This window comes from Streptomyces sp. NPDC107559 (genome assembly GCF_055657365.1).
In genome coordinates this window covers 214,953-240,260 of sequence record NZ_JBVKBD010000006.1, presented here as the reverse complement: position 1 = coordinate 240,260, position 25,308 = coordinate 214,953, and the positions used below count along the sequence as shown (strand labels likewise).

The 25,308-nt window shown below is 70.3% G+C and carries 21 protein-coding genes, 2 pseudogenes and 7 riboswitches; of the genes and pseudogenes, 17 read left to right on the top strand and 6 right to left on the bottom strand.

Translation table 11 applies throughout. From position 1 onward, the window contains the following. The first annotated feature begins 4 nt into the window (after positions 1-4). The 11 genes from ACZ7OY_RS20315 (at position 5) to ACZ7OY_RS20265 (ending at position 11,332) form a co-directional block, all read left to right on the top strand. Positions 5-1,171 carry an energy-coupling factor transporter transmembrane component T gene (locus ACZ7OY_RS20315; protein WP_471912628.1) on the top strand — a complete coding sequence of 389 codons (1,167 nt, stop codon included), beginning with the start codon at positions 5-7 and terminating at the stop codon, positions 1,169-1,171. Beyond that, on the top strand, positions 1,168-2,817 hold the full coding sequence (locus tag ACZ7OY_RS20310) for an ABC transporter ATP-binding protein (RefSeq protein ID WP_471912627.1): 1,650 nt from the start codon (positions 1,168-1,170) through the stop codon (positions 2,815-2,817). Before ACZ7OY_RS20315 ends, ACZ7OY_RS20310 begins: the two co-directional genes overlap by 4 nt. Then, a complete protein-coding gene (locus ACZ7OY_RS20305; RefSeq protein ID WP_471912626.1) occupies positions 2,814-3,635 on the top strand; it encodes an ECF transporter S component in 822 nt (273 codons plus the stop codon). The genes ACZ7OY_RS20310 and ACZ7OY_RS20305 overlap by 4 nt, the downstream gene beginning before the upstream one ends. A gap of 59 nt (positions 3,636-3,694) precedes the next feature. Next, positions 3,695-3,868: riboswitch (cobalamin riboswitch) on the top strand. A 233-nt stretch (positions 3,869-4,101) separates the two neighbouring features. Then, the gene (locus ACZ7OY_RS20300; protein ID WP_471912625.1) at positions 4,102-5,628 is read left to right on the top strand and encodes a CoA-acylating methylmalonate-semialdehyde dehydrogenase; all 1,527 of its coding nucleotides are present in this window, start codon (positions 4,102-4,104) and stop codon (positions 5,626-5,628) included. A 6-nt stretch (positions 5,629-5,634) separates the two neighbouring features. Beyond that, entirely contained in the window at positions 5,635-6,783 is a 1,149-nt protein-coding gene (locus ACZ7OY_RS20295; protein ID WP_471912624.1) for an acyl-CoA dehydrogenase family protein, read from the top strand. Then, positions 6,780-7,856, top strand: a complete 1,077-nt coding sequence (locus ACZ7OY_RS20290) for an enoyl-CoA hydratase/isomerase family protein (RefSeq protein WP_471912623.1) — start codon at positions 6,780-6,782, stop codon at positions 7,854-7,856. Before ACZ7OY_RS20295 ends, ACZ7OY_RS20290 begins: the two co-directional genes overlap by 4 nt. Continuing rightward, positions 7,853-8,767: a 3-hydroxyisobutyrate dehydrogenase gene (mmsB, locus tag ACZ7OY_RS20285; RefSeq protein ID WP_471912622.1), complete on the top strand. Its 915-nt coding sequence runs from the start codon at positions 7,853-7,855 to the stop codon at positions 8,765-8,767. Before ACZ7OY_RS20290 ends, mmsB begins: the two co-directional genes overlap by 4 nt. Next, entirely contained in the window at positions 8,764-9,555 is a 792-nt protein-coding gene (locus ACZ7OY_RS20280) for an enoyl-CoA hydratase (RefSeq protein WP_471912621.1), read from the top strand. Before mmsB ends, ACZ7OY_RS20280 begins: the two co-directional genes overlap by 4 nt. A gap of 75 nt (positions 9,556-9,630) precedes the next feature. Next, positions 9,631-9,774, top strand: a riboswitch (cobalamin riboswitch). Between the two features lie 38 nt (positions 9,775-9,812). Then, positions 9,813-10,034, top strand: a complete 222-nt coding sequence (locus tag ACZ7OY_RS20275) for a CbtB domain-containing protein (protein ID WP_471912620.1) — start codon at positions 9,813-9,815, stop codon at positions 10,032-10,034. Positions 10,035-10,055: 21 nt separating this feature from the next. Continuing rightward, on the top strand, positions 10,056-10,814 hold the full coding sequence (locus tag ACZ7OY_RS20270; protein WP_471912619.1) for a CbtA family protein: 759 nt from the start codon (positions 10,056-10,058) through the stop codon (positions 10,812-10,814). A gap of 164 nt (positions 10,815-10,978) precedes the next feature. Next, the gene (locus ACZ7OY_RS20265) at positions 10,979-11,332 is read left to right on the top strand and encodes a hypothetical protein (protein WP_471912618.1); all 354 of its coding nucleotides are present in this window, start codon (positions 10,979-10,981) and stop codon (positions 11,330-11,332) included. A 174-nt stretch (positions 11,333-11,506) separates the two neighbouring features. Here the strand turns inward: ACZ7OY_RS20265 and ACZ7OY_RS20260 are convergent, their stop codons facing one another. Further along, the gene (locus ACZ7OY_RS20260) at positions 11,507-12,985 is read right to left on the bottom strand and encodes a prenyltransferase/squalene oxidase repeat-containing protein (protein WP_471912617.1); all 1,479 of its coding nucleotides are present in this window, start codon (positions 12,983-12,985) and stop codon (positions 11,507-11,509) included. Between the two features lie 102 nt (positions 12,986-13,087). Further along, positions 13,088-13,212: riboswitch (cobalamin riboswitch) on the bottom strand. A 168-nt stretch (positions 13,213-13,380) separates the two neighbouring features. Beyond that, positions 13,381-13,932: pseudogene (locus ACZ7OY_RS20255) on the bottom strand (prenyltransferase/squalene oxidase repeat-containing protein); the annotation flags it as partial. Positions 13,933-14,053: 121 nt separating this feature from the next. Further along, a riboswitch (cobalamin riboswitch) is annotated at positions 14,054-14,123 on the bottom strand. A gap of 162 nt (positions 14,124-14,285) precedes the next feature. Between ACZ7OY_RS20255 and ACZ7OY_RS20250 the strand changes: the two are divergent. After that, positions 14,286-14,414 (top strand): annotated as a pseudogene (locus ACZ7OY_RS20250) (enoyl-CoA hydratase-related protein); the annotation flags it as partial. Between the two features lie 349 nt (positions 14,415-14,763). On the opposite strand, the gene ACZ7OY_RS20245 reads toward ACZ7OY_RS20250, so the two are convergent. Beyond that, a complete protein-coding gene (locus ACZ7OY_RS20245) occupies positions 14,764-16,206 on the bottom strand; it encodes a short-chain fatty acyl-CoA regulator family protein (RefSeq protein ID WP_471912616.1) in 1,443 nt (480 codons plus the stop codon). A gap of 211 nt (positions 16,207-16,417) precedes the next feature. Here ACZ7OY_RS20245 and ACZ7OY_RS20240 point away from each other — a divergent pair, with 211 nt between their 5' ends. From ACZ7OY_RS20240 to ACZ7OY_RS20220, 5 genes are all read left to right on the top strand, one after another. Then, positions 16,418-17,926, top strand: a complete 1,509-nt coding sequence (locus ACZ7OY_RS20240) for an MmgE/PrpD family protein (RefSeq protein WP_471912615.1) — start codon at positions 16,418-16,420, stop codon at positions 17,924-17,926. Next, positions 17,926-18,834, top strand: coding sequence for a methylisocitrate lyase (gene prpB / locus ACZ7OY_RS20235; protein WP_471912614.1), 909 nt, complete (start codon positions 17,926-17,928; stop codon positions 18,832-18,834). Before ACZ7OY_RS20240 ends, prpB begins: the two co-directional genes overlap by 1 nt. Before the next feature lie 32 nt (positions 18,835-18,866). Further along, on the top strand, positions 18,867-20,003 hold the full coding sequence (locus ACZ7OY_RS20230) for a bifunctional 2-methylcitrate synthase/citrate synthase (protein WP_471912613.1): 1,137 nt from the start codon (positions 18,867-18,869) through the stop codon (positions 20,001-20,003). A 68-nt stretch (positions 20,004-20,071) separates the two neighbouring features. Then, a riboswitch (cobalamin riboswitch) is annotated at positions 20,072-20,210 on the top strand. Between the two features lie 37 nt (positions 20,211-20,247). Next, on the top strand, positions 20,248-20,463 hold the full coding sequence (locus ACZ7OY_RS20225; RefSeq protein ID WP_471912612.1) for a CbtB domain-containing protein: 216 nt from the start codon (positions 20,248-20,250) through the stop codon (positions 20,461-20,463). Positions 20,464-20,497: 34 nt separating this feature from the next. Then, the gene (locus ACZ7OY_RS20220; protein ID WP_471912611.1) at positions 20,498-21,364 is read left to right on the top strand and encodes a CbtA family protein; all 867 of its coding nucleotides are present in this window, start codon (positions 20,498-20,500) and stop codon (positions 21,362-21,364) included. Between the two features lie 49 nt (positions 21,365-21,413). Here ACZ7OY_RS20220 and ACZ7OY_RS20215 read toward each other — a convergent pair whose 3' ends face one another. The 3 genes from ACZ7OY_RS20215 to metE form a co-directional block, all read right to left on the bottom strand. Then, positions 21,414-21,794, bottom strand: a complete 381-nt coding sequence (locus ACZ7OY_RS20215) for a ribonucleotide-diphosphate reductase subunit beta (protein ID WP_471912610.1) — start codon at positions 21,792-21,794, stop codon at positions 21,414-21,416. A gap of 78 nt (positions 21,795-21,872) precedes the next feature. Continuing rightward, positions 21,873-22,055: riboswitch (cobalamin riboswitch) on the bottom strand. Between the two features lie 84 nt (positions 22,056-22,139). Continuing rightward, positions 22,140-22,490, bottom strand: a complete 351-nt coding sequence (locus ACZ7OY_RS20210) for a hypothetical protein (protein WP_471912609.1) — start codon at positions 22,488-22,490, stop codon at positions 22,140-22,142. A gap of 96 nt (positions 22,491-22,586) precedes the next feature. Next, positions 22,587-24,905 (bottom strand): 5-methyltetrahydropteroyltriglutamate--homocysteine S-methyltransferase, encoded by a 2,319-nt coding sequence (metE, locus tag ACZ7OY_RS20205; RefSeq protein WP_471912608.1) that lies wholly within the window; start codon positions 24,903-24,905, stop codon positions 22,587-22,589. A gap of 170 nt (positions 24,906-25,075) precedes the next feature. Beyond that, positions 25,076-25,297: riboswitch (cobalamin riboswitch) on the bottom strand. Positions 25,298-25,308 lie beyond the last annotated feature (11 nt).

The window sequence follows — 25,308 nt, the reverse complement described above, 5'->3', positions numbered from 1 at the left end:
GGCCATGGCACGAACGACCGCGGAGGCGACCGCCGCCGCGTCCGGCCCGGAGCCGGACCACGGCGGACGCCGCCTGCCGCGCACCCTGCACCCGGTGGCCTGGTGGGTGTGGGCACTGGCTCTCGCCACCGCGGTGAGCCGTACCAACAACCCGCTCCTGCTGTTCCTCGTCCTCGCCGTCCTCGGCTACGTCGTCACGGCCCGGCGTACCGAGGCGCCGTGGGCCCGCGGCTTCAAGTACTACCTGTACCTGGCCCTCACCGTGGTGGCGATCCGCGTGGTCTTCCGCGCCGTGTTCGCCACCGGCATCACCCCGCACGACCACTTCCTCTTCTCCCTGCCGCACATCCCCACGCCCGACTGGTACGCGGGCATCCAGCTCGGCGGACCGGTGTCGCTGGAGGCGCTGCTCTCGGCGGCCACCGACGGGCTGCGCCTGGCCTGCATGCTGTGCTGCATCGGTGCCGCCAACACGCTCGCCAACCCCAAGCGCGCCCTGCGGGTGCTGCCCGGCGCCCTGTACGAACTGGGAGTCGCCGTCACCGTCGCCATCAGTGTGGCGCCGCAACTGGTCCAGAGCGTGCAACGCGTGTCCCGCGCACGGAAGTTGCGGGCCGGACGGACCCAGGGCATGCAGGCGCTGCGAGGCATCGTCGTACCCGTCCTGGAGGACGCCCTCGAGCGTTCGCTGCGGCTGGCGGCCGCCATGGACTCGCGCGGATACGGCCGCGCCGGCAGGGCCACCCGACGCTCCCGCCGGGTCACCGGCGCGCTCATCCTGCTGGGCATGTGCGGTCTGTGCGCGGGCGCCTACGGACTTCTGGACGCCACCGCTCCCGTCTTCCTCGGACTGCCGGCCATGGCCTGCGGGGCGGTGCTGTGCCTGGCGGGCCTCAGACTGGGCGGCCGCCGCGTCACCCGCACCACCTATCGCCCCGACCCCTGGCGACTCGCGGAGTGGGCCGTCGCCGGCTGCGGAGTGCTCTCGGCCGTCCTGCTCTTCAGCAACCTCGGCTACGACCCCGCCCAGCTCAACCCCACCTTCTACCCGCTGACCTGGCCCGGCCTGCCGCTGGTGCCGACCGCCGCGATCCTGCTCGCCGGAGCGGCCGGCCTCCTGTCACCACCACCCAGTCCGCACCACAGCGCCCGGAGAGCCGACGCCACGTGATCACCTTCGACCAGGTCACCGTCCAGTACGACGACATGCCCGAACCCGCCCTGCGCGACGTCGACCTGACCGTACAGGAGGGCGAACTCTGCCTCGTCGTCGGCCACACCGGCGTCGGCAAGTCGACCCTGCTCGGTGCCGTGAACGGGCTGGTGCCGCACTTCACCGGCGGCACCCTCTACGGCCGCGTCACCGTCGACGGACGTGACACGGCACACCACCCGCCGCGCGAACTCGCCGACGTGGTCGGTGTGGTGGGCCAGGATCCCATCGACGGATTCGTCACCGACACCGTCGAGGAGGAACTGGCCTACGCGATGGAGCAGTTGGCCATCCCCGCCGCGACCATGCGCAAGCGCGTCGAGGAGACCCTCGATCTGCTGGGCCTCGCCGACCTGCGACACCGCGCCCTGCACGAACTCTCCGGCGGCCAGCAACAACGCGTCGCCATCGGCTCCGTCCTCACCGCCCACCCCCGCGTGCTCGTCCTCGACGAACCCACCTCCGCGCTGGACCCCACGGCCGCCGAAGAAGTCCTCGCCGCCGTCACCCGGCTCGTCCACGACCTCGGCGTCACCGTCCTCATGGCGGAGCACCGGCTGGAACGCGTCGTCCAGTACGCCGACCGCGTCATCCACCTCCCCGGCGACGGCCACGCCCGCATCGGCACACCCGCCGAGATCCTCCGTACGGCCACCATCGCGCCGCCCATCGTCGAGCTGGGCCGCGTCGCGGGCTGGTCGCCGCTGCCCCTGTCCGTCCGCGACGCCCGCCGGGCCGCCGCACCCCTGCGCACCCGGCTGGCCGGACACGTCCCGGCCCCCGTCCGGCCCCTCCCGGACGACGACCGGCCGCGGCTGCTGACCTCGCGCGGGGTCACCGTCAGCTACCGGGGTGTCCCCGCCGTACGCGAGGTGGACCTCGACCTGTCCGTGGGGGAGGTGACCGCGCTGATGGGGCGCAACGGCTCCGGAAAGTCCTCCCTGCTGTGGGCGCTGCAGGGCTCCGGCCCCCGCAGGGCCGGGACGGTGAAGGTCACCGACGGCCATGGAGCCTCCCCGGTCGACCCGCACGACGTGCCGGCCGCCGCCGCCCGCCGACTCGTCGGGCTGGTTCCGCAGACCCCCGCCGACCTGCTCTACCTGGAGAGCGTCAAGCAGGAACTCGACCAGGCGGACACCGAGTCGGGCGCCGAGCACAAGGCCCGCGCGATCCTTGACCGGCTCGCCCCTGGGATCGACGACGCCACCCATCCCCGCGACCTGTCGGAGGGCCAGAAGCTCGCCCTGGTCCTGGCGATCCAGCTCTCCGCGGCACCCCGGGTCGTGCTCCTGGACGAACCGACCCGGGGCCTCGACTACCGGGCGAAGACCCAGCTGATCGGAGTCGTGGACGCCCTGGCGGCGGAGGGCAGAGCCGTCGTCATCTCCACCCATGACGTGGAGTTCGCGGCCCGGGCCGCCGACCGCGTGGTCGTCATGGCCGAGGGGGACATCGTCGCGGACGGTCCGACGACGGAAGTCATCGTCTCCTCACCCGTGTTCGCACCGCAGACGGCGAAGATCCTCTCGCCGCATCTGTTCTTGACGGTCCAGCAGGTCGCAGATGCGTTGGCCGTCCCGGAGGAGAAGGGGGGCCCGTCATGACCACGCGCACCGCTGCCATCCGAATGACCCCCCGCGTCGGGATCGTGGTCGCACTGGCCGCGTTCCTCGGGCTCGTCGCGTTCTTCTGGCCCTTCGTCGTCGCACCCGGCAAGTTCGGCTCCAACTACGCCCCGCCGCTGATCTTCGGCGTGCTGCTGATCCTCGTGCTGTGCGTGGTGCTGTCGGAGATGGCCGAGGGCGGGATCGACTCCAAGGCGCTCGCCATGCTGGGCGTGCTGTCCGCCGTCAACGCCGCTCTGCGCCCGCTGGGCGCCGGCACCGCGGGCATCGAGACCGTCTTCTTCGTACTCGTCCTCGCCGGGCGGGTCTACGGCCCCGGTTTCGGCTTCACACTCGGGTGCACCTCGCTGTTCGCCTCCGCGCTCATCACCGGCGGAGTCGGCCCGTGGATGCCGTACCAGATGTTCGGCTGCGCGTTCGTCGGCATGCTCGCCGGTTTCCTGCCGCGCGCCACCGGCCGCCGCGAGACACTGCTGCTCGCCGTCTACGGCTCGCTGTCCGGCTACCTGTTCGGCTTCCTGCTCAACCTCTCGTTCTGGCCGTTCTACCTCGACCCGAACAGCTCCATCGCCTACCTGCCCGGTCTGCCGTTCACCGAGCAGTGGCACCGCTACGTCGCCTTCGACCTGGCGACCTCGCTGGGCTGGGACACCGGCCGGGCCGTCACCAACTTCGTGTGCGTCATGCTGGCCGGACCGGCCGTACTGACCACCTTCCGGCGTGCCGCCCGCCGCGCCCGGTTCCGGGCGCCCGTGCGGTTCGCGGCACCGCGAACGGCCGAATCAGACCCCCGATAGGGGTGCGCGTGGGCCCGACCGGCGCGGGGGCTGGATTTACTAGGACGTCCAACTATAGAGTCGTGAACAAGGCCCGCGGTGCAGGGAAGCCGGTGTGATTCCGGCACGGTCCCGCCACTGTGACCGGGGAGTACGTCGTCGAGCAGGACGCCACTGACGAGCGAGAAGTCGGGAAGGCGGACGGCGCGCGCTGATCCGGGAGTCAGGATACCGGCCACGGGATGTTCTGTGTTGTCCACGCGGATGGAGCTGACACGCATGGCACCGGTGTGCACCCACGCCCCCGGCGGACCCGCCCCTGCGGCGCCGACCCGCCGGCGACCCTCTCACACCCGATCGGCGCGGCCCGACAAGGTCTGAGGATCCCTTCGCCACAAGCGATCTCGCGTGACCCTCCACGTGTACGCCACCGCGTCCGCGTGCGCCGTCGCGCGCCATCCGGATCACCTGACGAGAGCAGGCAAACATGGTCCGCGCACAAGACCACGCCACCGTGCGTGAGTTGACCCACTTCATCGGCGGCAAGCGCACCCCGGGCACCTCGGGGTCCTTCGGCGACGTGTACGACCCCAACACCGGCGAGGTCCAGGCCCGCGTCCCCCTCGCGAGCAGGGCCGAGACGGAGGCCGCCATCGCCGACGCCGTGCAGGCGCAGCGCGAGTGGGGCGAGTGGAACCCGCAGCGCCGCGCCCGCGTCCTGCTGAAATTCCTTCAACTGGTCGACCAGGAGAAGGACTCCCTGGCCCGGCTGCTGTCGTCCGAGCACGGCAAGACGGTGGCCGACGCGCACGGCGACATCCAGCGCGGGCTGGAGGTCGTGGAGTTCGCAGCGGGGATCCCGCACCTGCTCAAGGGCGAGTTCACCGACAACGCCGGAACCGGCATCGACGTCCACTCACTGCGCGCACCTCTGGGCGTGGTCGCCGGGATCACCCCGTTCAACTTCCCCGCGATGATCCCCCTCTGGAAAGCCGCACCCGCGCTGGCCTGCGGCAACGCGTTCATCCTCAAGCCCTCCGAGCGCGACCCGTCCGTCCCGCTGCGGATCGCCGAGCTCTTCCTCGAGGCCGGCCTGCCGCCCGGCGTCCTCAACGTCGTCAACGGCGACCGTCAGGCCGTCGACACCCTCCTCGAAGACCCCCGCGTCGCCGCCCTCGGCTTCGTGGGCTCCACCCCCGTTGCCGCGCACGTCTACGCCACCGCCGCCGCCCACGGCAAGCGCGCCCAGTGTTTCGGTGGCGCCAAGAACCACATGATCGTGATGCCGGACGCCGACCTCGACCAGGCCGTCGACGCCCTGATCGGCGCCGGATACGGCTCGGCCGGCGAGCGCTGCATGGCGATCTCGGTTGCCGTACCGGTCGGCGAGGCCACCGCCGAGGCGCTCGTGACCCGGCTGAAGGAACGCATCGCCACGCTCCGGATCGGCCGCAGCGACGACCCCGAGGCCGAGTTCGGGCCCATGGTCGGCCGGGACGCCGTCGACCGGGTGCGGTCCTACGTCGACCTCGGCGTCGAGGAGGGCGCGGAACTCGTCGTGGACGGTAGGGACTTCGTCCTGCCCGGCCACGAGAACGGCTTCTTCACCGGCGCCTCGCTCTTCGACCGTGTCACCCCGGCGATGCGCATCCACCAGGAGGAGATCTTCGGTCCGGTCCTGTGCGTCGTCCGCGCCGCCGACTACGAGGAGGCGCTCCGCCTGCCCAGCGAGCACATGTACGGAAACGGCGTGGCCGTCTTCACCCGCGACGGAGACATCGCCCGCGACTTCACCCGCCGGGTGAACACCGGCATGGTCGGCGTCAACGTGCCCATCCCGGTGCCCGTCGCGTACCACACCTTCGGCGGCTGGAAGCGCTCCGGCTTCGGAGACCTGAACCAGCACGGCCCCGACGCCATCCGCTTCTACACCCGAACCAAGACCGTCACCTCGCGCTGGCCGGCCGCCGGACTGCGCGAGGGTGCCGGCTTCACCATCCCCACGATGGGCTGACCCGCCATGACCACCACCCTGCTCACCGAGGACCAGCAGGCCCTCGTCGAGACCACCCTGGACTTCGCCCAGGACCATCTCGCCCCGCACGCCCTCGACTGGGACCGCGACAAGCACTTCCCCATCGACGTCCTGCGCAAGGCGGCCGGCCTCGGACTCGGCGGCGTCTACGTCCGCGAGGAGTCCGGCGGCTCCGGCCTCACCCGCACCGACGGCGTCCTCGTCTTCGAGTCCCTCGCCTCCGGCTGCCCCTCCATCGCCGGCTACCTCTCCATCCACAACATGGTCGCCTGGATGATCGACCGCTACGGCGACGAGGCCCAGCGCGAACGCTGGCTGCCCCGGCTCTGCACCATGGACGACCTCGCCAGCTACTGCCTGACCGAGCCCGGCGCCGGTTCGGACGCGGCGGCCCTCACCACCCGGGCCGTCCCGGACGGCGACGACTGGACGCTCACCGGCGTCAAGCAGTTCATCTCCGGCGCGGGCGCCTCCCAGCTGTACGTGGTGATGGCCCGGACCGGCGGCGAAGGCGCGGACGGCATCTCGGCGTTCGTCGTCGACAAGGACGATCCCGGCGTGTCGTTCGGCCCGAACGAGCGGAAGATGGGCTGGAACGCCCAGGCCACCCGACAGGTCGTCCTGGACACGGTACGGCTGCCCGCGGACCGACTCCTCGGACGCCCCGGAGACGGCTTCCGCATCGCCATGAACGGCCTGAACGGCGGCCGGCTCGGCATCGCAGCCTGTTCCCTCGGCGGCGCCCGCAGCGCCCTCGACCGCAGCCTCACCCACCTCGCCGACCGCGAGGCGTTCGGCGCCCGGCTGCTCGACGCCCAGGCCCTGCGCTTCCGCCTCGCCGACATGGCGACCGAACTCGCCGCCGCCCGGGCCCTGGTACAGCAGGCGGCCCACGCCCTCGACCGAGGCGATCCGCAGGCCCCCTACCTGTGCGCCATGGCCAAGCGATTCGCCACGGACACCGGCTATTCCGTCGCCGACCGTGCACTCCAGTTGCACGGAGGCTACGGCTACCTCAGCGAGTACGGCATCGAGAAGATCGTCCGAGACCTTCGCGTCCACCAGATCCTGGAAGGAACCAACGAGATCATGCGTGTCATCGTGGCCCGCGGTCTGACGGAGGCGTTCGGATGACCGCCGTCGAGGAATCCGTCCTGCTGCACACCAAGGGACGAGCCGCACACATCACTCTGAGCCGGCCGAAGGCACTCAACGCCCTGAATCACGCCATGGTGCGGCGCATCGACCAGGCACTGGCCACATGGGAATCCGACCCGAGCGTCGAGACCGTGGTGATCACCGGCGCGGGTGAACGCGGCCTGTGCGCGGGCGGCGACATCCGTACCATCCACGACGACGCACGCGACGGGGACGGCACGGCGTCGGCCGCGTTCTGGCGCGACGAGTACCACCTCAACGCCCGTATCGCCCGCTACCCCAAGCCCTACGTGGCGATCATGGACGGCATCGTCATGGGCGGCGGCGTCGGCGTCTCCGCCCACGGCAACGTCCGGATCGTCACCGAACGCTCACGGATCGCCATGCCCGAGACCGGCATCGGCTTCGTCCCCGACGTCGGAGGCACCTACCTGCTGGCCCTCGCACCCGGTGAGGTGGGCACCCATCTCGCACTGACCGGCGCGCCGGTCACCGCCGGTGACGCTCTGCTGTGCGGCCTCGCCGACCACTTCGTCCCGTCCGCCTCACTCCCCGCGTTCGTCGCCGACCTCGCCGACCTGCCCGTACGGGAGTGCCTGGTCCGCCATGTCCAGCCGCCCCCGCACGCGGAACTGACGGAGCGCCGGGAGTGGATCGACTCCTGCTACTCCGCCGACACCGTGGAGGAGATCGTGCACCGACTGCTCGCCACCGGTGTTCCGGCGGCGAAGGAGGCCGCCGAAACGCTGCTCGCCAACTCGCCCACCAGCCTGAAGGTCGCCCTCGCCTCCGTGCGCCGGGCCCGGCGGCTCGGACCGCTGGAGGCCGTCCTCGACCAGGAGTACCGCGTCTCCTGCGCCCTCCTGTCCGCCCCCGACCTGGTGGAGGGGATCCGGGCCCAGATCATCGACAAGGACCGCGATCCGCACTGGTCCCCGGCCACACTGGTCGAGGTCACCGACGTCAACGTCGAGCGCTTCTTCGCGCCGCTCGGGGACCGGGAACTCGGGCTCGCCGCACCCGGCACCGCACCGGAGGTGGCCTGGTGACCAGGACCGTCGCGTTCGTCGGACTCGGACACATGGGCGGCCCCATGGCCGCCAACCTCGTGAAAGCCGGATACCGCGTCCTCGGCCACGACCTCGTGGCCTCCGCCGTCGAGGCCGCCGCGGCGGCCGGGGTGGAGACCGTCCCGTCCGCCGCCTCGGCCGTCGCGGACGCCGAGGTGGTCATCACCATGCTGCCCGCCGGCCGTCATGTCCTCGGCCTCTACGAGGACATCCTCGGCGCCGCCCGGCCGGACACCCTCTTCGTCGACTGCTCGACCATCGCCGTCGCCGACGCGTGCACCGCGCACGAACGCGCCGTCGCGGCCGGGATGCGCACCCTGGACGCCCCGGTCTCCGGAGGCGTGGTCGGAGCGGAGGCCGGCACCCTCACCTTTATGGCCGGCGGGGGCGAGGCGGAGTTCGCGGAAGCCCTGCCGCTGTTGGGGGCGATGGGCAGGAAGGCCGTGCGTTGCGGAGGCGCCGGGGCGGGTCAGGCCGCCAAGATCTGCAACAACATGATCCTCGGGATCTCGATGATCGCCGTCAGCGAGGCGTTCGTCCTCGGCGAGAGCCTCGGCCTGTCCCACCAAGCGCTGTACGACGTCGCGTCGACCGCGTCCGGACAGTGCTGGGCGCTCAGCGTGAACTGCCCGGTGCCCGGCCCCGTGCCGGCCAGCCCGGCCAACCGGGACTACCGCCCCGGCTTCGCCGCCGCCCTGATGGCCAAGGACCTGGGCCTCGCGGCCGGCGCCGCCGGTGCCAGCGGAGTACACGCCGAATTCGGACTACGGGCAGCCGAGTTGTATGCCGAGTACGCCGAACGCGTCGGATCGGAAGAGGACTTCTCCGGGATCGTCCGGATCATCCGAGACCGCGGCGTCGCGAACACCCGGAGCGGAGAGAGCACATGATCAAGAAATCTGCCGACGAGCACGAGACGATCCTCGTCGAACGCAAGGGCCGCACGGCCCTGATCACCCTCAACCGGCCGAAGGCGCTCAACGCCCTCAACCTCCAGGTCATGAATGAGATGGTGGCCGCCACCGAGGCCCTCGACCGAGATCCGGACTGCGGCTGCATCGTCGTCACCGGCTCGGCGAAGGCCTTCGCCGCAGGCGCCGACATCAAGGAAATGCGTCCCCGGAGCTACATGGACATGTACCTCGCGGACTGGTTCACCGCCTGGGACCGGCTCGGCCAGTTGCGCACCCCGACCGTCGCAGCCGTCGCCGGCTTCGCGCTCGGCGGCGGCTGCGAGCTGGCCATGCTCTGCGACATCCTCATCGCGGCCGACACCGCCGTCTTCGGCCAGCCGGAGATCAAACTCGGCGTGATCCCGGGCATCGGCGGCTCCCAGCGGCTGACCCGGACGGTCGGCAAGGCCAAGGCCATGGACCTGTGCCTGACCGGCCGCACCATGGACGCCACGGAAGCCGAACGGGCCGGACTCGTCTCACGAGTGGTGCCCGCGGACGAACTGCTCGGCGAGGCGCTCGCCGTGGCGGACACCGTCGCAGGCATGTCACTGCCGGTGACGATGATGGCGAAGGAGGCCGTCGGCCGGGCCTTCGAGACGACGCTCGCCGAAGGGGTCCGCTTCGAGCGGCGCCTCTTCCACGCGGTGTTCGCCACCGAGGACCAGAAGGAGGGCATGAGCGCCTTCGTCGACAAGCGGCCCGCAGCGTTCCGGCACCGCTGACCCGACGCCCCCATGGACCCCGCCACCTGACGCGAGAGGAAGATCACGCCAGGTGGCGCGGTCTTGGCCAGGTACGCGCCACGCGGTACCGTCGGTCCGATATCGATGACGTCGGGACGGAAGCCGGTGGGAATCCGGCGCGGTCGCGCCACTGTGAACGAGACGCTCCAGCACGCTGGAGGCCTCGCAAGTCAGACCCGCAGACGTCATCCAGTGCACCACCGAGATGGGACGCGAACTCCCGAGGAGGTCCTGCCATGGCGCAGACCGTTGCTCCGCCGACAGCCACCACCCCCGTCGTTCCCGCCACGCTGCCGCTGAAGGCGATAGCACCCTGGGCGGTCTTCTTCGGCATCCTGATGCTGGTCCTGCTGTACTTCGTCGGCGCCGAACAGGGCGCCACCTCCGTCGTCTCCGGCGAGGACGTTCACGAGTGGGTGCACGACGCCCGCCACCTGCTCGGCTTCCCCTGCCACTGACGCGAGAGACAGCACACAACCATGAACTCCGCAACGGTAAGAAACCTCCTCGTACGCGGCATGCTCGCCGGACTCGCTGCCGGTGTACTCGCCCTGGTCGTCGCCTACTTCCTCGGTGAGCCGAACGTCGACAGCGCCATCGGCTTCGAGGAGGCCCACTCCCACGCACACGGGCACGAGGTCGAACTCGTCTCCCGCAGCCTCCAGTCCACCGCCGGCCTCGCCACCGGCGTACTCGTCTACGGCATCGCCTTCGGCGGCATCGCGGCGCTCGCCTACTGCTTCGCACTCGGCCGCGTCGGCCGGTTCGGGGCACGGGCGACCGCCCTCCTGCTCTCGGGCTGCGCGCTGCTCGCCGTGTACGTCGTGCCGTTCCTGAAGTACCCGGCCAACCCGCCGTCGGTCGGCGACCCCGACACCATCGGCAAGCGGACGACCCTGTACTTCCTGATGATGGTCCTCAGCGTGCTTCTGGCCGTCGGTGCCACCATTCTCGGCAAGCGACTCGCCCCGAGTCTGGGCAACTGGAACGCGGCGGTCGTCGCGGTCGTAGCCTTCGCCGTCGTCATCGGCCTGGCCTACGCGTTCCTGCCCGTCATCAACGAGGTCCCCAAGGACTTCCCGGCCACCCTGCTCTGGCGCTTCCGCCTCTCCGCGCTCGCCATGCAGGCCGTCCTGTGGGGCGGATTCGGTCTCGTCTTCGGCGAGTTGGCCGAACGTCTGCTGGAGCCCAAGCCCGTGGCAGTCGCGTCCACCCGGACGGTTCCGGCCGCGAACTGATCACTTCAGGACACAAGCAGGACACAGGAGGGCCTCTCGGAACCATCCGGGGGCCCTCCCGCGTTTTCTGGGTACCGACACCATCGGACGACGGAGGCGCATCGGCGCATCTTCGTCCCCATTCCAGCCGACGTGACCACCGAGGCGAGGAGCGGAAGACCCCAGTGGCCAGACAACCCCAGCCCCGCCACATCACCCTCGGCGGCCGCGAGGCCGTCGCCCTGACCGTCAAGGAGTTCGAGCAACTGATGGCCAGCCGACGGCAGATCGGCGGCCAGAGCGCCCGCGTGCGGGTGCTCGCGGATCAGGCGAAGCGGACCGAGCAGTTGCTGCATGACCTGGAGTCGCTCGTCGAGGCGGCGCAGGACGTGTGCCCCGAGCGGGCGGACACGGTGGCCCGGGCGTGTGGTGAGCCCCGCCCCGGCACCGAGGCCTCCGAGTACGAGGGCGCGGAGACCCGCTGCCTGCGCTGTGCGGTCGCGGCTCTGGTGCGTCGGCACCGCGACTCTGCTTGCTGAGACGCCCGCACCGACCGGCGGCCGGGCTCGCACCGGATGACAGGATCGCCCGGGACTGGCACCGCGCCGTAGGCAGACCCGCCGAAACCACGGTCACGGGGGTGCGGGACTCCACCGCGCAGCGCACATTCGTGCGCCGCCGGCGGCGACGGCCAGCCAGCCGCCCGCCGGTTGTCAGCGGTGCCGTGCGTCGCCCGCGCGACGGCGCCTGGTCGTGGCGACGGCAGCACCTCCGGCTGCCATGAGCGCTGCGGTCAGGATCGCCCCCGTGCGCATATCGCCTCCCGTCGAAGCCAGTTGGCCGTCGACGGTGGTGTCGTTCGCGCCCGGGCCGAGAGGCACGGACGAGGCAGACGTCTCCGTCGCGTCGGATCCGTCCGGAACGGTGCTGATGCTCGGCACGGCCGTCGAGTCGGGCGACGACGTCGCCGTCGGCGAAGGTGACGGTGAGACGAAGGAGGACGACGACGGAGTGGGTGAAGGACTCGACCCGGACGACGGGGTGGTCGACGGGTCCGTCACGGTACCGAGCGCCAGTGTTCCGAAGGAGATACCGGTGGCGCCGCCGAGCGCCTGAGTAGAGGCACGAACATCGGAGCCTTGCTGGGCATCGGCGGCGACGTTGAACCCGCCGTCCTTGTTCTGCTGGCTCGCGAGGAAGGCGAGTGCCTTGGTGATGTGCGTCTTGTACGTTTCCGCGTCGAGGCTGAGCCCCTGGACGGCGAGCGCCGCCGAGTTGGTGGAGTCACCGGCCGCGCCGGGGAACCCGCCGTCCGTCTTCTGCTGCTTCGCTATCCAGGCGATGCCCTTGGCGACGGCGGCCGAGTCGGCTCCGTCGGGAGCGAGCGACAGGGCCATCAGCGCCATCGCCGTGGAGTCCACGTCCGAGTCGTGCGTCGAGGGGATGAGGCTCGGCCAGGAGCCGTTGTCGTTCTGGAGACCCTTCAAGTAAGCGATGGGTGCGACCGCGTTGGCCGTGTCGCCGGCCCGTAGCTGCGCCATGATCCCCAGTGCCTGGGAGAACACGGACGGCGCGTAGGTGTACGACCCGGGAGCCGCGCACGAGGTGTCCGCGCCGGTAGTGGCCTCAGTGCAGATCGCCTTGTCCAGGGCGGCGATCAGATCGTGACCGCCGAACGCACGGGGATCCTTGCCAGCCACCTCGGCGAGCAGCGCCTCCTTGCCGATCGAACCGCCACTCGCATAAGGCGTTCCGATTCCGGTCCAGTCGTTGATCGAGCGGCCGGTCTCGTCCGTCTTCTGCTGGTCGAGGAAGTTCACGATCTTCGTCAGTGCCGCGTCGTTCGTCCGCATCGCGGCCAGCGCGTAGGCGCCGTCGATGGTGAGACCGAAGTCGGCGAACCCACCGCCGAAGGGCGCATAGTAGTGTCCGTCGATCAGTTGGGCCGGAGCGACAAGGTAGGCCGTTCCCTTCTTCAAGTCGGGCACGGCAGGACGTGCCGTGGCCGTGTGGAGCTTCGTGTCCGCCGTGGCGGAGACCGAGGGAGAAGTGGTCGCGCCGGCCGTCTCGGCATGGGCGGGCAGAACTGCCGCCCAGAGTGAGACGCCGAGAGTGGAGAGCAGGAGGAACGCGGTGGCGGAGGCCGCTGCCCTTCTGCTTTCGGGCTGGTACCCGCTGGGAACAGAGTTCACGATGACCCCTTCGGTCGATCGCGAGCGACGCGTGCGCGGAGGCGAAGGCGCGGCAGGTGATCCGGCGGCCCGCTCCACACCGCAGACCTCGACGGTGTTGGATCGTGTAACGGTTTCAACGCAGGTGATCCGGCTCGCCCGTCTGTCGACGGGCCCACGGTTGCGGGTCAGCGCCGGAGTTCGACCGGCTTCCCCTGATCGCTGAAACGAAAAGCAGGATATGACACCACGCCCATCGGCCCACGTCAACGCACCACCGTGAGTGACCGTCAGCGAGGTGAGGCTTCGGGAACGCTGCTGGGCAGCACGGCGCGTCGTCAGCCAACGCGCAGGTGGCCGAGGGTGGCACGCCCGGGACTTGGCCCGGGTCCGCCACCCTCGGCGTTCTGTCACTGAGCGCGGACGGAGGCCGGGGTGAACTTGGGCTTCCCGGTGGTCCCGTCGATGCTGGTCGAGCCGTAGACCCAGGCCTCGACCTCCCCGGCCTTCGGCTTGTCTCCCATGGCGCCGAGCGGGCTGTAGGTCCAGGTGGTCTGTCCGGCGGGGGCGATCCAGTACGACCAGTAGGCGGAGGCCGGAGGCGTGCGCACACAGGCGTCCTGTGTCGGAGTCGGGTACTGAGTGCCGCTGTTGAAACCGGAGTTGCCGATGCGGCAGATGAAAGCGGGCCCGTCGTGCTGCGTTCCCGCGGTCGTGAAGCCGCCGTTGTGCAGCAGGTTGTACCCCGTCGTGGGGCTGGCGTCGCACCCACGCACCACGGAGCCACCCCAGGGAGCGAAGTCGACCGCGACGATCGCGCCCTTGGTCGGTGTGCAACTGGCCAGCGGGTCGGCGGACGCGGGCGAGGCGGCGGTCACGGTGACGCCCGTGGCGGCCATGGCCAGCGCGGCGGCGACCAGCGTGCGGGAAGCCGTACGTCCGGTGGTGGGACGCTTGGTGGAGTTCATCAGCGGAGCCTTCCGTGTCGGCCGTCGGCGACAAAGGAGCGGGAAGGCAGCACGCAGCAGGCAGCACGGCAACCGGTCCGCACCGCAGTCCACGACGGCGCTTGAATGGGACTTCAGTCCAGGTGTTCCGGCTCGCCCGCCATGAGGGGGCCTACGGTTGCGGGTCAGCGCCGGAGTTCGACCGGCTTCCCCTGGGGTGCTGAAGTGAAAGCGCGTCATGCGACCACATATGACCGGGCCGCGTCAATCGGCGAGCGTCAAAGGCCGTGGCTCCTGTTCGGGCAGGCATCCCTCAACCACGTCTTCTCGGAAGGCGCTCCGCTGCCGGGCGCCGGCCGGAGCAGCAGGGGCACATGGACATGTATCTCACCGACCGGGACCGGCTCGGTAAGCGGCGGACGCCGACCGTCGCGGCCGTTGCCGGTTACTTGCTTGGCGGCGGCTGCGAGTTGGCCGTGCTCTGTGACATCCTGCTCGCCGCCGCCGACGTCTCCGGCCAGTCTGGGACAAAGCTCGGTGTGATACCCGGTGTCGGGCGGCTCCCGGCGTCCGACCGTTGGGGGCCCGGCATGGAGCTGTGGCTGATCGGGATGGACGCCGCCGGGCGGAGCGGACAGGGCTGGCATCACGGGTCGCGCCTTGGAGACCACGCCTACCGAGAGCGTCCGATTTTCGAAACGCCGTCCAGTTCACCAGCGCCGACCAGAATGAGGGCATGCCCGCCTTCGCCGACAGACGGTCACCCAGCTTCCGTTGTCGCTGAGGCACAGGCGTTCCACCGGCACGGCGACGGAGACGGGGTACCAGAACCCCCGCATGATGCCGGCTCCGTCAGACCGGAGCGCTCTCCACCGGGTACGGCACGTAAGTGCGCCGGTCCGGATCGACGGCCAACCGTCCGCCGGCCGGTGGGCGGGCCCGCTGCGCGCAATCACGGCGTTCGCAGATCCGGCAGCCGAGGCCGATCGGGGTCGCCGCGCGCGGGTCGTCGAGGGCAACGCCTTCGGCGTAGACGAGCCGGTGCGCGTGGCGCAGTTCGCAGCCGAGCGCGACGGCGAACTCGGCGCGCGGGGCGTGATGGCCGAAGCCCCCTCGCGTGATGGTGCGGGCGACCCAGAAGTACCGCTTGCCGTCCGGCATCTCGGCGACCTGGGTCAGTATCCGGCCGGGGGCGGAGAACGCCTCGTACACGGTCCACAGAGGACAGGTGCCGCCGAGCCGGGAGAAGTGGAAGTCGGTGGCGGACTGCCGCTTGGAGATGTTCCCGGCCCGGTCGACGCGCAGGAAGGAGAAGGGCACCCCCCGGCGGCCGGTGCGCTGGAGGGTGCTCAGGCGATGGCAGACCGTCTCGAAGCCGACGCCGAAGCGGGCAGAGAGCAGCTCGATGTCGTAGCGCACCTCCTCGGCCAACGTGTGGAAGGCGGTGTACGGCATGAGGAGCGCACCCGCGAAATAGTTGGCCAGCCCGATACGCGCCAGCGCGGGCGACTCCGGCGCGGTCAGTTGTGTGGCGCTGCCCGCCAGCTGGTCGAGGAGTGGGCCGTGCTCCAGCAGGGCGAGCTGGGTGGCCAGCTGGAAGGCGCGTTGGCCGTCGCTGAGCCAGGGTGACAGGAACAGAAGTCCGGTTTCGGGAGCGAAGCGACGCGCCTCCCCGGGCCGCCCCGGTGCGGCCTGGACGACGCGGACATCGTGGCGCTCGGCGAGCAGCGCCGTCAGCGGATCGGCCGCTTTGCCCGGACGCAGGTCGATTGTCTCGGCGGTCCGTTCGGCTTCGGTGTCGAGCGGCTCGAAGTGGTTGTGGTGGGCGTAGAAGAAGTCCCGTACCTCGTCGTGCGGCTCGGCGGGAGCCAGCAGACCGCCGGTCGGTCCCGGCGATCCGAGGGCGGCGGCCTGCTCGACCGTGTCGCGGTAGCGGCGGTGCAGGGCGACCAGGGCGCGCGCCACGTCGGGGTGGTCGCGGGCGGCCTCGGCGACCTCCTCGGGGGCGAGTGGCGCCACTGCGCACGCCTCGTCGGCGATCGCCGCCCGCAGGTCGGCGGCGAGCCGGTCCTCGTCGGCATCGGAGAAGAACTCGGCGTCGACTCCGAAGACCTCCGCGATCCGCAGCAGCACGGATGCGGTCAGCGGGCGCTGGCTCTGTTCGATCTGGTTGGCGTAGCTGGTGGAGATGCCGAGGGCGCGGGCCATCTCGACCTGGTTCATGCCGTGCTCGCGGCGCAGTCGTCGCAGCTTGGCGTGGGCGTAGACCTTGCGGTCGGCTGCTCCTCGGGGCATGGCGCACATCCTTGTTGCAAGCCGGGAACTGGAGACATTCCGGTAGGGGCTGCTTGCGAACATAGCATCCGCGTTCTTCGCAGCTTTCGCAGATTCGCAGCTTCGAGATGGAGGGATTCCGCAGATTGGAGGGGTGGCCGGGCGGCCTCCCAGCGGGCACTGTCGATCACGTCAGCACTGACAAGGATCGTCCGTACCCGCGAGGAGCCCCGTGATCGAGCACCACGTCCGTGTCCACCCCAGCGCCGACCGGCTGCCCCGCGAGGACCAGCTCGCCTGGAAGCTCGCCGCCATGGCCACCGGCACCGAGGAACTGGACACCGACAGCGCCGCCATGGCCGTCAACAGGGTGATCGACAACGCCTCGGTCGCCGTCGCCTCCCTGCTGCGCCGTCCGGTCGCCGTCGCCCGTGTCCAGGCCACCGCCCATCGCGGTGCCACTCCCGGCGCCTCCGTCTTCGGAACCGGGGCCCGGGTCTCCCCGGAGTGGGCGGCCTGGGCGAACGGCACCGCGGTCCGCGAACTGGACTTCCACGACACCTACCTGGCGGCCGACTATTCTCACCCCGGCGACAACATCCCGCCCCTGCTGGCCGTCGCCCAGCACACCGGCCGCACCGGCGCCGATCTCCTGCGCGGGGTCATAGCCGCCTACGAGATCCATGTCGCCCTGGTCAAGGGCATCTGCCTGCACGAGCACCGCGTCGACCACGTGGCCCACCTCAGCGCCGCCACCGCCGGCGGCCTGGGAGCGATGCTGCGGCTACCGACCGAGACGGTGTACCAGGCGGTCCAGCAGGCCGTGCACACCACGACCGCGACCCGGCAGTCCCGCAAGGGCGAGATCTCCAGCTGGAAGGCGTACGCGCCCGCCTTCTCCGGCAAGGCCGCCATCGAGGCCGTCGACCGAGCGATGCGCGGCGAGACCTCCCCGTCCCCGATCTACGAGGGCGAGGACGGCTTCCTGGCCTGGATGCTCAACGGCCCAGAGTCCGACTACACGGTCCTGCTCCCGGAGGCGGGCGAACCGCGGCGGGCGATCCTCGACACCTACACCAAGCAGCACTCCGCCGAGTACCAGGCCCAGGCGATCATCGACCTCGCCCGGCGCCTGCGGGAGAAGATCGGCTCCCTTGATCACGTCCGCTCGATCGTCCTCCACACCAGCCACCACACCCACCACGTGATCGGCTCCGGTGCGAAAGATCCGCAGAAGTACGACCCGACGGCCAGCCGCGAAACGCTCGACCATTCCGTGCCGTACATCTTCGCCGTCGCGCTGGAGGACGGGGCCTGGCACCACGAGCGTTCCTACACCCCCGAGCGCGCCCAGCGCCGGGAGACCGTCGACCTGTGGCGGAAGATCACGACGGTGGAGGACCCGGAGTGGACCCGCCGCTACCACGACCCCGACCCGGACCGCCGGGCCTTCGGCGGACGCGCGGTGATCACTCTCGACGACGGTTCGGTGATCGAGGACGAGCTGGCCGTCGCCGACGCCCACCCGGCCGGTGCCCGCCCCTTCGACCGCCCCGCCTATGCCCGGAAGTTCCGCACCCTCGCCGAGGGCATCGTCACCGAGTCCGCACAGGACGCGTTCCTCGACACCGCCGCGCGTCTTGCCGAGCTCACCGCTGGCGGCCTGGACGGCCTGTTCCCGGCCGCCGACACCGAGGCCGTCACCGCGTACGACGCGAGCCTTCCGAAGGGACTGTTCTGATGGCGCTGCACACGCGGACCACCCCCGCCGGGCGCCGCCGGACCTTCCGCGAGCAGCTGACCTCGGGCCGGCTGCTGCGTATCCCCGGCGCGATCAACCCGCTGTCCGCCCGCCTCATCCAGGACACCGGCTTCGACGCGGTCTACCTGTCGGGCGCGGTACTCGCCGCCGATCTGGGCCTTCCCGACATCGGCCTGACCACCTCCACCGAGATCGCCGTCCGCGCCCAGCAGACGACCCGCGTCACCGACCTGCCCGTCCTGATCGACGCGGACACCGGCTTCGGAGAGCCGATGAATGTGGCACGCACCGTCCAGCTCATGGAGGACGCCGGCCTGGCGGGACTGCACCTGGAGGACCAGGTCAACCCCAAACGCTGCGGTCACCTCGACGGAAAGAGCGTCACGCCCAGGGAGGAGATGGTCCGCCGTGTCCGCGCGGCGGTCGACGCCCGCCGGGACCCCGACTTCCTGCTGATGGCCCGCACCGACGCCCGCTCGGTCGAGGGGCTGGACGCCGCGATCGACCGGGCGAAGGCATACGTCGACGCCGGCGCCGACGCGATCTTCCCCGAAGCGCTGACCGACGTCTCCGAGTACGAGGCGTTCCGCAAGGCCGTCGACGTGCCGCTGCTCGCCAATCTGACCGAGTTCGGCAAGACCCCGTCGCTCGACGTGGTCACCCTGGAGAACCTCGGCTACAACATCGCCCTCTACCCGGTCACGCTGCTACGCATCGCCATGGGCGCGATCGAGGACGGGCTGCGCACGATCGCCGCTGAGGGCACCCAGAAGTCCCTGTTGCCGCGCATGCAGAGCCGCTCCCGGTTGTACGAACTCCTCGGCTACGAGGAGTACTCGGCCTTCGACTCGGCCGTCTTCGATTTCACCCTCCCGCCCGGAAACTGATCCGGCTCCTGACCCACGAAGGCAGGCACCCCATGACCACCACCGTGCCCGAGATCCACCGCGGCCTTGCTGGTGTCGTCGTCGACACCACCGAGATCTCCACCGTCATCCAGGAGACCAACTCCCTCACCTACCGCGGCTATCCCGTCCAGGACCTGGCCGCTCGCCGCTCCTTCGAAGAGGTGGCCTACCTGCTCTGGTACGGCGAACTCCCCGACACCGCACAGCTGCGCGACTTCCAGGCCCGTGAACGCGCCCTGCGTCCCCTGGACCGCACCACGCTCGAACTGCTGATCCGGCTGCCCGGGACCTGCCACCCCATGGACGTCCTACGCACCGCCGTCAGCTTCTTCGGCGCCGAGGACCCCACGGAGGACGACGGCAGCCTCGCCGCCAACCGCGCCAAGTCCCTCACCCTGCTGGCGAAGCTGCCCACCGTCGTCGCCGCCGACCAGCGCCGCCGCCGGGGTCTGGCACCGATCCCGCCCGACCCCTCCCTCGGGTACGCCGAGAACTTCTTCCACATGTGCTTCGGCAGCGTGCCGGACCCGGACGTGGTCCGCTGCTTCGAGATCTCCCTCGTGCTGTACGCCGAACACAGCTTCAACGCCTCGACGTTCACCGCACGCGTCGTCACCTCCACTCTCTCCGACCTCTACAGCGCGGTCACCGCCGCGATCGGGGCGCTCAAGGGTCCGCTGCACGGAGGCGCCAACGAGGCCGTGATGCACATGCTGCTCGAGATCGGCGACCCGCAGGGGGCCGAGGCATGGCTGGACGAGGCGATGGCTTCGAAGCGGAAGATCATGGGCTTCGGCCACCGCGTGTACAAGCACGGCGACTCCCGTGTCCCGATCATGCAGGACGCCCTCGATCGCTTGGTGGCGCGTGCCGCCGACGCCGAGGTGACCCAGCTCGCCACCCTGCACGCGGCCCTGCGGCACGCCATGATCACCCGTAAGGGCATCCATCCCAACCTGGACTATCCGGCCGGCCTCGCCTACCACCTCATGGGTTTCGACATTCCCGCCTTCACCCCGATCTTCGTGATGAGCCGTATCACCGGCTGGACCGCCCACATCACCGAACAGCTCGCCCACAACTCCCTGATCCGCCCACTGGCTTCTTACGCCGGGCAGGAACAGCGGGCGGTACCGGTGGCCTCGTAGGAGCGGCTCCCAGGAATGCACGGCCCCACTGCTCCGACGCCGATTTGGGACGCGCTTGATTGACGGTCCGGAGAAACGGGTCCTACGGTCCTTTTGTAGTGAAGGCATAAGGAAGCTGGTGGGATTCCAGCACGGTCGCGCCACTGTGAGCCGGCCGCCGCGAGGCGGCAGGCGAGTCAGACACTGAGCCCTCACTCCCCCCGAACAGGCAACGGGACGCACGATCCCCGAAGGAGGGCACACCTTGAGCAGCATTTCCACGCCCCGCCCGGCGTCCACTCCGGTCGTCCTGCCGGTCTCGAAGTCGGTCCTGTGGCTGGTCGGAACCGCGCTGATCGCGCTGGCCGTCTACTACTTCATCGGTGTCGACCAGGGCGCCGTGTCGGTGTTCGGCAACGACATGCACGTGCACGAGTTCGTCCACGACGCCCGCCACTTCCTCGGCTTCCCCTGCCACTGACCTCGCCGGCACCCGGACGTACGGACGACTCGACATGGAAAAGAAGCTCATACTGCGCGGCGTCCTCGCCGGCGCGGTCGCGGGCCTGCTCGCCTTCGTCTTCGCGCGGATTTTCGCCGAGCCGCAGATCGCCAAGGCCATCGACTACGAGAGCGGCCGTGACGCCGCGCAGAACGCCCTGGACAAGGCAGCGGGCTTGCACGTCGAAGCCGCGGGCCCGGACCTGTTCAGCCGCACCGTCCAGGCCAACGTCGGCATCGGTATCGGCATCGTCTTCTTCGGGATGGCGATGGGCGCCCTGTTCGCGGTCGCCTACACCATCTGCCTGGGTCGTACCGGCGGGCTGCGTGCACGCAGCCTGGCGCTGCTCGTCGCCGGCGGCGGGTTCCTCGGCATGTATATGGTGCCGTTCCTGAAGTACCCGGCCAACCCGCCCGCGATCGGCCACGAAGAGACCATCCAGCAGCGCAGCGGCCTGTACCTGATCATGGTCGTCTGCTCGGTCGCCTTCCTCGCGGGAGCCGTCTACCTGGGCAAGAGGCTCCAGGCTCGGTTCGGCAACTGGAACGCCAGCCTCCTCGCGGGTGCGGCGTTCGTCGTCGCCATCGGGATCGTCATGCTGCTCCTGCCGCCGCTCGGCCACCTCTCGTACAACAAGGCCAACTACGGCAACCATGCCACCGAGACCCCGCAGCCGCTGACCGACTCCAGGGGCAACATGGTCTTCCCGGGCTTTCCGGCCGACGTACTGTTCGCCTTCCGCTTCTACTCGGTCGGCGCACAGCTCATCCTCTGGACGGCCATCGGTCTGATCTTCGGGCCCCTGGCGGAACGCCTGCTCAACCCCGTAAGTCCGGATGCCCCCACCGCCTCACAGGAGCCGGACCCCGTCCCGGCATGACCAGCCCGACCGGAGCGCGGTGTTCGACGAGATCACCGCGCTCGGTCGCTCAGAAGTCCCAGTCGTCGTCGGCGGTGTCCTCCGCCTTGCCCATGACGTACGAGGAGCCGGAACCGGAGAAGAAGTCGTGGTTCTCGTCCGCGCCTGGGGACAGCGCCGCGAGGATCTCCGGGTTCACCTCGGTCTCCTCCGCGCCGAAGCGGGCCGGGTAGCCGAGGTTCATCAGCGCCTTGTTGGCGTTGTAGCGGACGAAGACGGCGACGTCGTCCATGAGCCCGAGGGGCTCGTACAGCTCGCCGGAGTAGTGGAGTTCCAGCGGGTACAGCTCCTCCAGAAGGCCGTATGTGAACGCCCGCATCTCCTCCTGCCCGGCGGCGTCGAGCTTCTCCAGACCGCGCTGGTACTTGTAGCCGGAGTAGTAGCCGTGCACGGCCTTTGTCGCGCAGGATCAGGCGGATCATATCGGCCGTGTTGGTGAGCAGGGCGTGGGTGGCGAAGTGCAGTGGGAGGTAGAAGCCCGCGTACAGCAGCAGCGACGACAACAGGGACGCGACCTGGCCGTCGCTTCCCAGGCCCGGTACGTCGGGTCCAGTGCGTAGGACGGCGGTCGTTCCCGCTCACCGCTGCGGGGCAGTCCCGCTCTTGCACCGGGTTCCCTCTTGCGAGGCCGACCACAGGAGTGCTCGGCGAACCACCAGCAACGCCAACACTGCATCTAGAAGTTCGCGAGTGCCCGCATCCCAGATGTTGTGTCGCGCGCGAGACTTAGGTAAGCCTAAGTCCTGGTATGGTCGGACGGGTTCCAGTGCCTGGGAGTGCGTCCTGCCCCGTTGATGGCGCGTGCCTGTTGTGCGCGTCGGCGTATCTCCGTGACGAGAGCCGCCCGGGGATGTGCGGGGCCGGAAGGGGGCGGTGTGATCTCCGGTGGCTCGGGTGATGCGTCGAGCGCCTCGGCCACGGAGTCCAGGAACTCGCCCAGATCGGCCAGCGTGTCCCGCAGCATCCGCATCCTGGCGGTCTGGCTGCCGAGCTGTCTGCGCATGGCCAGCAGGCTTTCGAACTGCTTCTCCGACATGGCGACCATGGGCCTGCCGTCCACGACGACCTGTCGCGGTTTACCGCGCACCAACAGCCTCCTCTCTGCCTTGGTTCTGACGGTGCGGTGCGGTGCGGTGGGACGGGGCCGGGACGCCGCGAGCGTCCCGGCCCCCCACGATGCGGATCAGGACGCGGGCAGTTCGCCCCGGACGGTGCGGGCCGCCGCGACCAGGTTCTCCAGGGAGGCGCGGGTCTCCGGCCAGCCGCGGGTCTTCAGGCCGCAGTCGGGGTTGACCCACAGGCGCTCGGCGGGGATGGCCTTCAGGCCGGTGCGCAGCAGGTCGGCGGCCTCCTCGGCGCTGGGGACGCGCGGGGAGTGGATGTCGTAGACACCCGGTCCGGCTTCGCGCGGGTAGCCGTGGGCGGCGAGTTCCCGGGCGACCTGCATGTGGGAGCGGGCGGCCTCCAGACTGATGACGTCGGCGTCGAGGTCGTCGATGGCCTGGACGATGTCCCCGAACTCGGCGTAGCACATGTGGGTGTGGATCTGGGTGTCCGGCCGCACCCCGCTCGTGCTGAGCCTGAACGCCTCGGTCGCCCAGGTCAGGTACGCGGCGTGGTCGATGGTCCGCAGCGGCAGCGTCTCGCGCAGCGCCGGTTCGTCGACCTGGATGACCGAGGTGCCGGCGGCCTCCAGATCGTTCACCTCGTCGCGCAGGGCGAGGGCGACCTGTCGTGCGGTGTCGCCGAGGGGCTGGTCGTCGCGGACGAAGGACCAGGCAAGCATGGTGACCGGTCCGGTGAGCATGCCCTTGACGGGACGGTCGCTCAGCGACTGGGCGTACGTCGTCCAGCGCACCGTCATCGGCTCGGGGCGGGAGATGTCGCCGGCCAGGATCGGCGGGCGGACGTAGCGGGTGCCGTAGGACTGGACCCAGCCGTGCTGGGTGGCGAGGTAGCCGGTGAGCTGTTCGGCGAAGTACTGGACCATGTCGTTGCGTTCGGCCTCGCCGTGCACCAGGACGTCGATGCCGGTCTTCTCCTGGAAGGAGATGACCTCCCGGATCTCGGCCTTGATGCGCTCCTCGTATCCGGCCGTGTCGATCCGATTGGCGCGCAGGTCCGCGCGGGCGGTCCGCAACTCGGTCGTCTGTGGGAACGAGCCGATGGTGGTGGTCGGCAGCAGCGGCAGGCCGAGGTGGGCGCGCTGGGCGGCGGCCCGCTCGGGGTACGGCTGGGAGCGACGGGCGTCTTCGGCCGTCACGGCCTCGGCACGGGATCGGACGGCGGGGTCGCGGGTGATGGGTGACGTGGCGCGGGAGGCGAGGTCGGCGCGGTTGGCGGCGAGTTCACCGGTGATGGCGTCGGTGCCCTGGGCGAGGCCCTTGGCGAGGGTGACGATCTCGGCGGTCTTCTGCCGGGCGAAGGCCAGCCAGCGCTGGATCTGCGGGTCGATGTCCCGCTCCGCGGACGCGTCTAGCGGGACGTGCAGCAGGGAGCAGGAGGCGGCGACGTCGACACGGTCGGCGAGCCCGAGCAGGGTGCCGAGGGTGGACAGGGACTTCTGGAGGTCGTTGATCCAGATGTTGCGGCCGTTGACGACACCGGCGACCAGGCGCTTGCCGGGAAGTCCGCCGACGGAGGCGAGGGCGTCCAGATTGCCGGCCGCGGCCTCGGTGAAGTCGAGGGCGAGTCCCTCGACCGGTGCCTTGGCCAGCACCGGCAGGGCGTCGCCGAGGCGGTCGAAGTAGGAGGCGAGCAGCAGCTTGGGCCGGTCGGTGAGGGCGCCCAGCTCGCGGTAGGCACGCTCGGCGGCGTTCAGCTCGGCCGGGGTGCGGTCCTGAACGAGGGCGGGCTCGTCGAGCTGGGTCCACTCCGCGCCGGCCGCGCGCAGGTCGGCGAGCACTTCGGCGTACACGGGCAGGAGACGGTCCAGCAGGGTCAGCGGCTCGAAGTCCGCGGCCACGCCCGGGGCGGGCTTGGCGAGCAGGAGGTAGGTGAGGGGGCCGACGAGCACGGGTCGGGGCGTGAGGCCCTGGGCGAGGGCTTCCTTCAGCTCGGTGACCTGCTTGGTGGAGTCGGCCGCGAAGACGGTGTCGGGACCCAGTTCGGGGACCAGGTAGTGGTAGTTGGTGTCGAACCACTTGGTCATCTCCAGCGGCGCGACCTCCTGGGTGCCGCGGGCCATCGCGAAATAGCCGTCCGTCGCGTCGGCCTCGACGGCGGCACGGTGCCGATCGGGGACGGCGCCCACCATGACGGTCGTGTCGAGCACGTGGTCGTAGTACGAGAAGTCGCCGGTGGGCACCTCGTGGATGCCGGCGTCGGCGAGTGAGCGCAGGTTGCTCCGGCGGAGCTCGGCGGCGGTGGCGTGGAGGGCGTCGGCGGTGACGCGGCCCTTCCAGTAGCCCTCGATCGCCTTCTTCAGCTCTCGGTTCTGACCCTGGCGGGGGTAGCCGTACACGGTGGCCCGTGCTGCCGCGGCTGCGGACTTGCTGGTCACGGAGATCTCCTTCGCGAGATGAATCCCTGAGATCCCGGAGACGGGGTGAGAGCGCGAAGGGAATGACGAACCGGACGGCCACGACCCCGCGCGGCAAAGCCACGGTCGTTCCGTCTGGTGTGTACGCCGACCCGCCCTCGAGGTCACCGGGGTGTCCGCGCGCGGAGTGGTCCGCGCACGGGCAGTTGGCAGGTCTTCGGACTCGCGGGCACACCCTCCTTGACGGAGGACACCTAGTGGCCGTCGCTTCCCAGGCCCGGTACCTCGGACCCAGTGCGTATGACGGCGGTCGTTCCCGCTCACCGCTGCGGGGCAGTCCCGGATTCCCACCGGGTTCCCTCTTGCGACACCCCGCCTGGCTGACGGGGCGAACCAGCTGCTCGGGCCAGCCTACGGGGTGGCG

Coding starts and splice junctions, on each gene's coding strand:
- ACZ7OY_RS20315 (WP_471912628.1), top strand. CDS start 5: ATGGCACGAACGACCGCGGAGGCGACCGCCGCCGCGTCCGGCCCGGAG.
- ACZ7OY_RS20305 (WP_471912626.1), top strand. CDS start 2,814: ATGACCACGCGCACCGCTGCCATCCGAATGACCCCCCGCGTCGGGATC.
- ACZ7OY_RS20300 (WP_471912625.1), top strand. CDS start 4,102: ATGGTCCGCGCACAAGACCACGCCACCGTGCGTGAGTTGACCCACTTC.
- ACZ7OY_RS20295 (WP_471912624.1), top strand. CDS start 5,635: ATGACCACCACCCTGCTCACCGAGGACCAGCAGGCCCTCGTCGAGACC.
- ACZ7OY_RS20290 (WP_471912623.1), top strand. CDS start 6,780: ATGACCGCCGTCGAGGAATCCGTCCTGCTGCACACCAAGGGACGAGCC.
- ACZ7OY_RS20280 (WP_471912621.1), top strand. CDS start 8,764: ATGATCAAGAAATCTGCCGACGAGCACGAGACGATCCTCGTCGAACGC.
- ACZ7OY_RS20275 (WP_471912620.1), top strand. CDS start 9,813: ATGGCGCAGACCGTTGCTCCGCCGACAGCCACCACCCCCGTCGTTCCC.
- ACZ7OY_RS20270 (WP_471912619.1), top strand. CDS start 10,056: ATGAACTCCGCAACGGTAAGAAACCTCCTCGTACGCGGCATGCTCGCC.
- ACZ7OY_RS20245 (WP_471912616.1), bottom strand. CDS start 16,206: ATGCCCCGAGGAGCAGCCGACCGCAAGGTCTACGCCCACGCCAAGCTG.
- prpB (WP_471912614.1), top strand. CDS start 17,926: ATGGCGCTGCACACGCGGACCACCCCCGCCGGGCGCCGCCGGACCTTC.
- ACZ7OY_RS20230 (WP_471912613.1), top strand. CDS start 18,867: ATGACCACCACCGTGCCCGAGATCCACCGCGGCCTTGCTGGTGTCGTC.
- ACZ7OY_RS20220 (WP_471912611.1), top strand. CDS start 20,498: ATGGAAAAGAAGCTCATACTGCGCGGCGTCCTCGCCGGCGCGGTCGCG.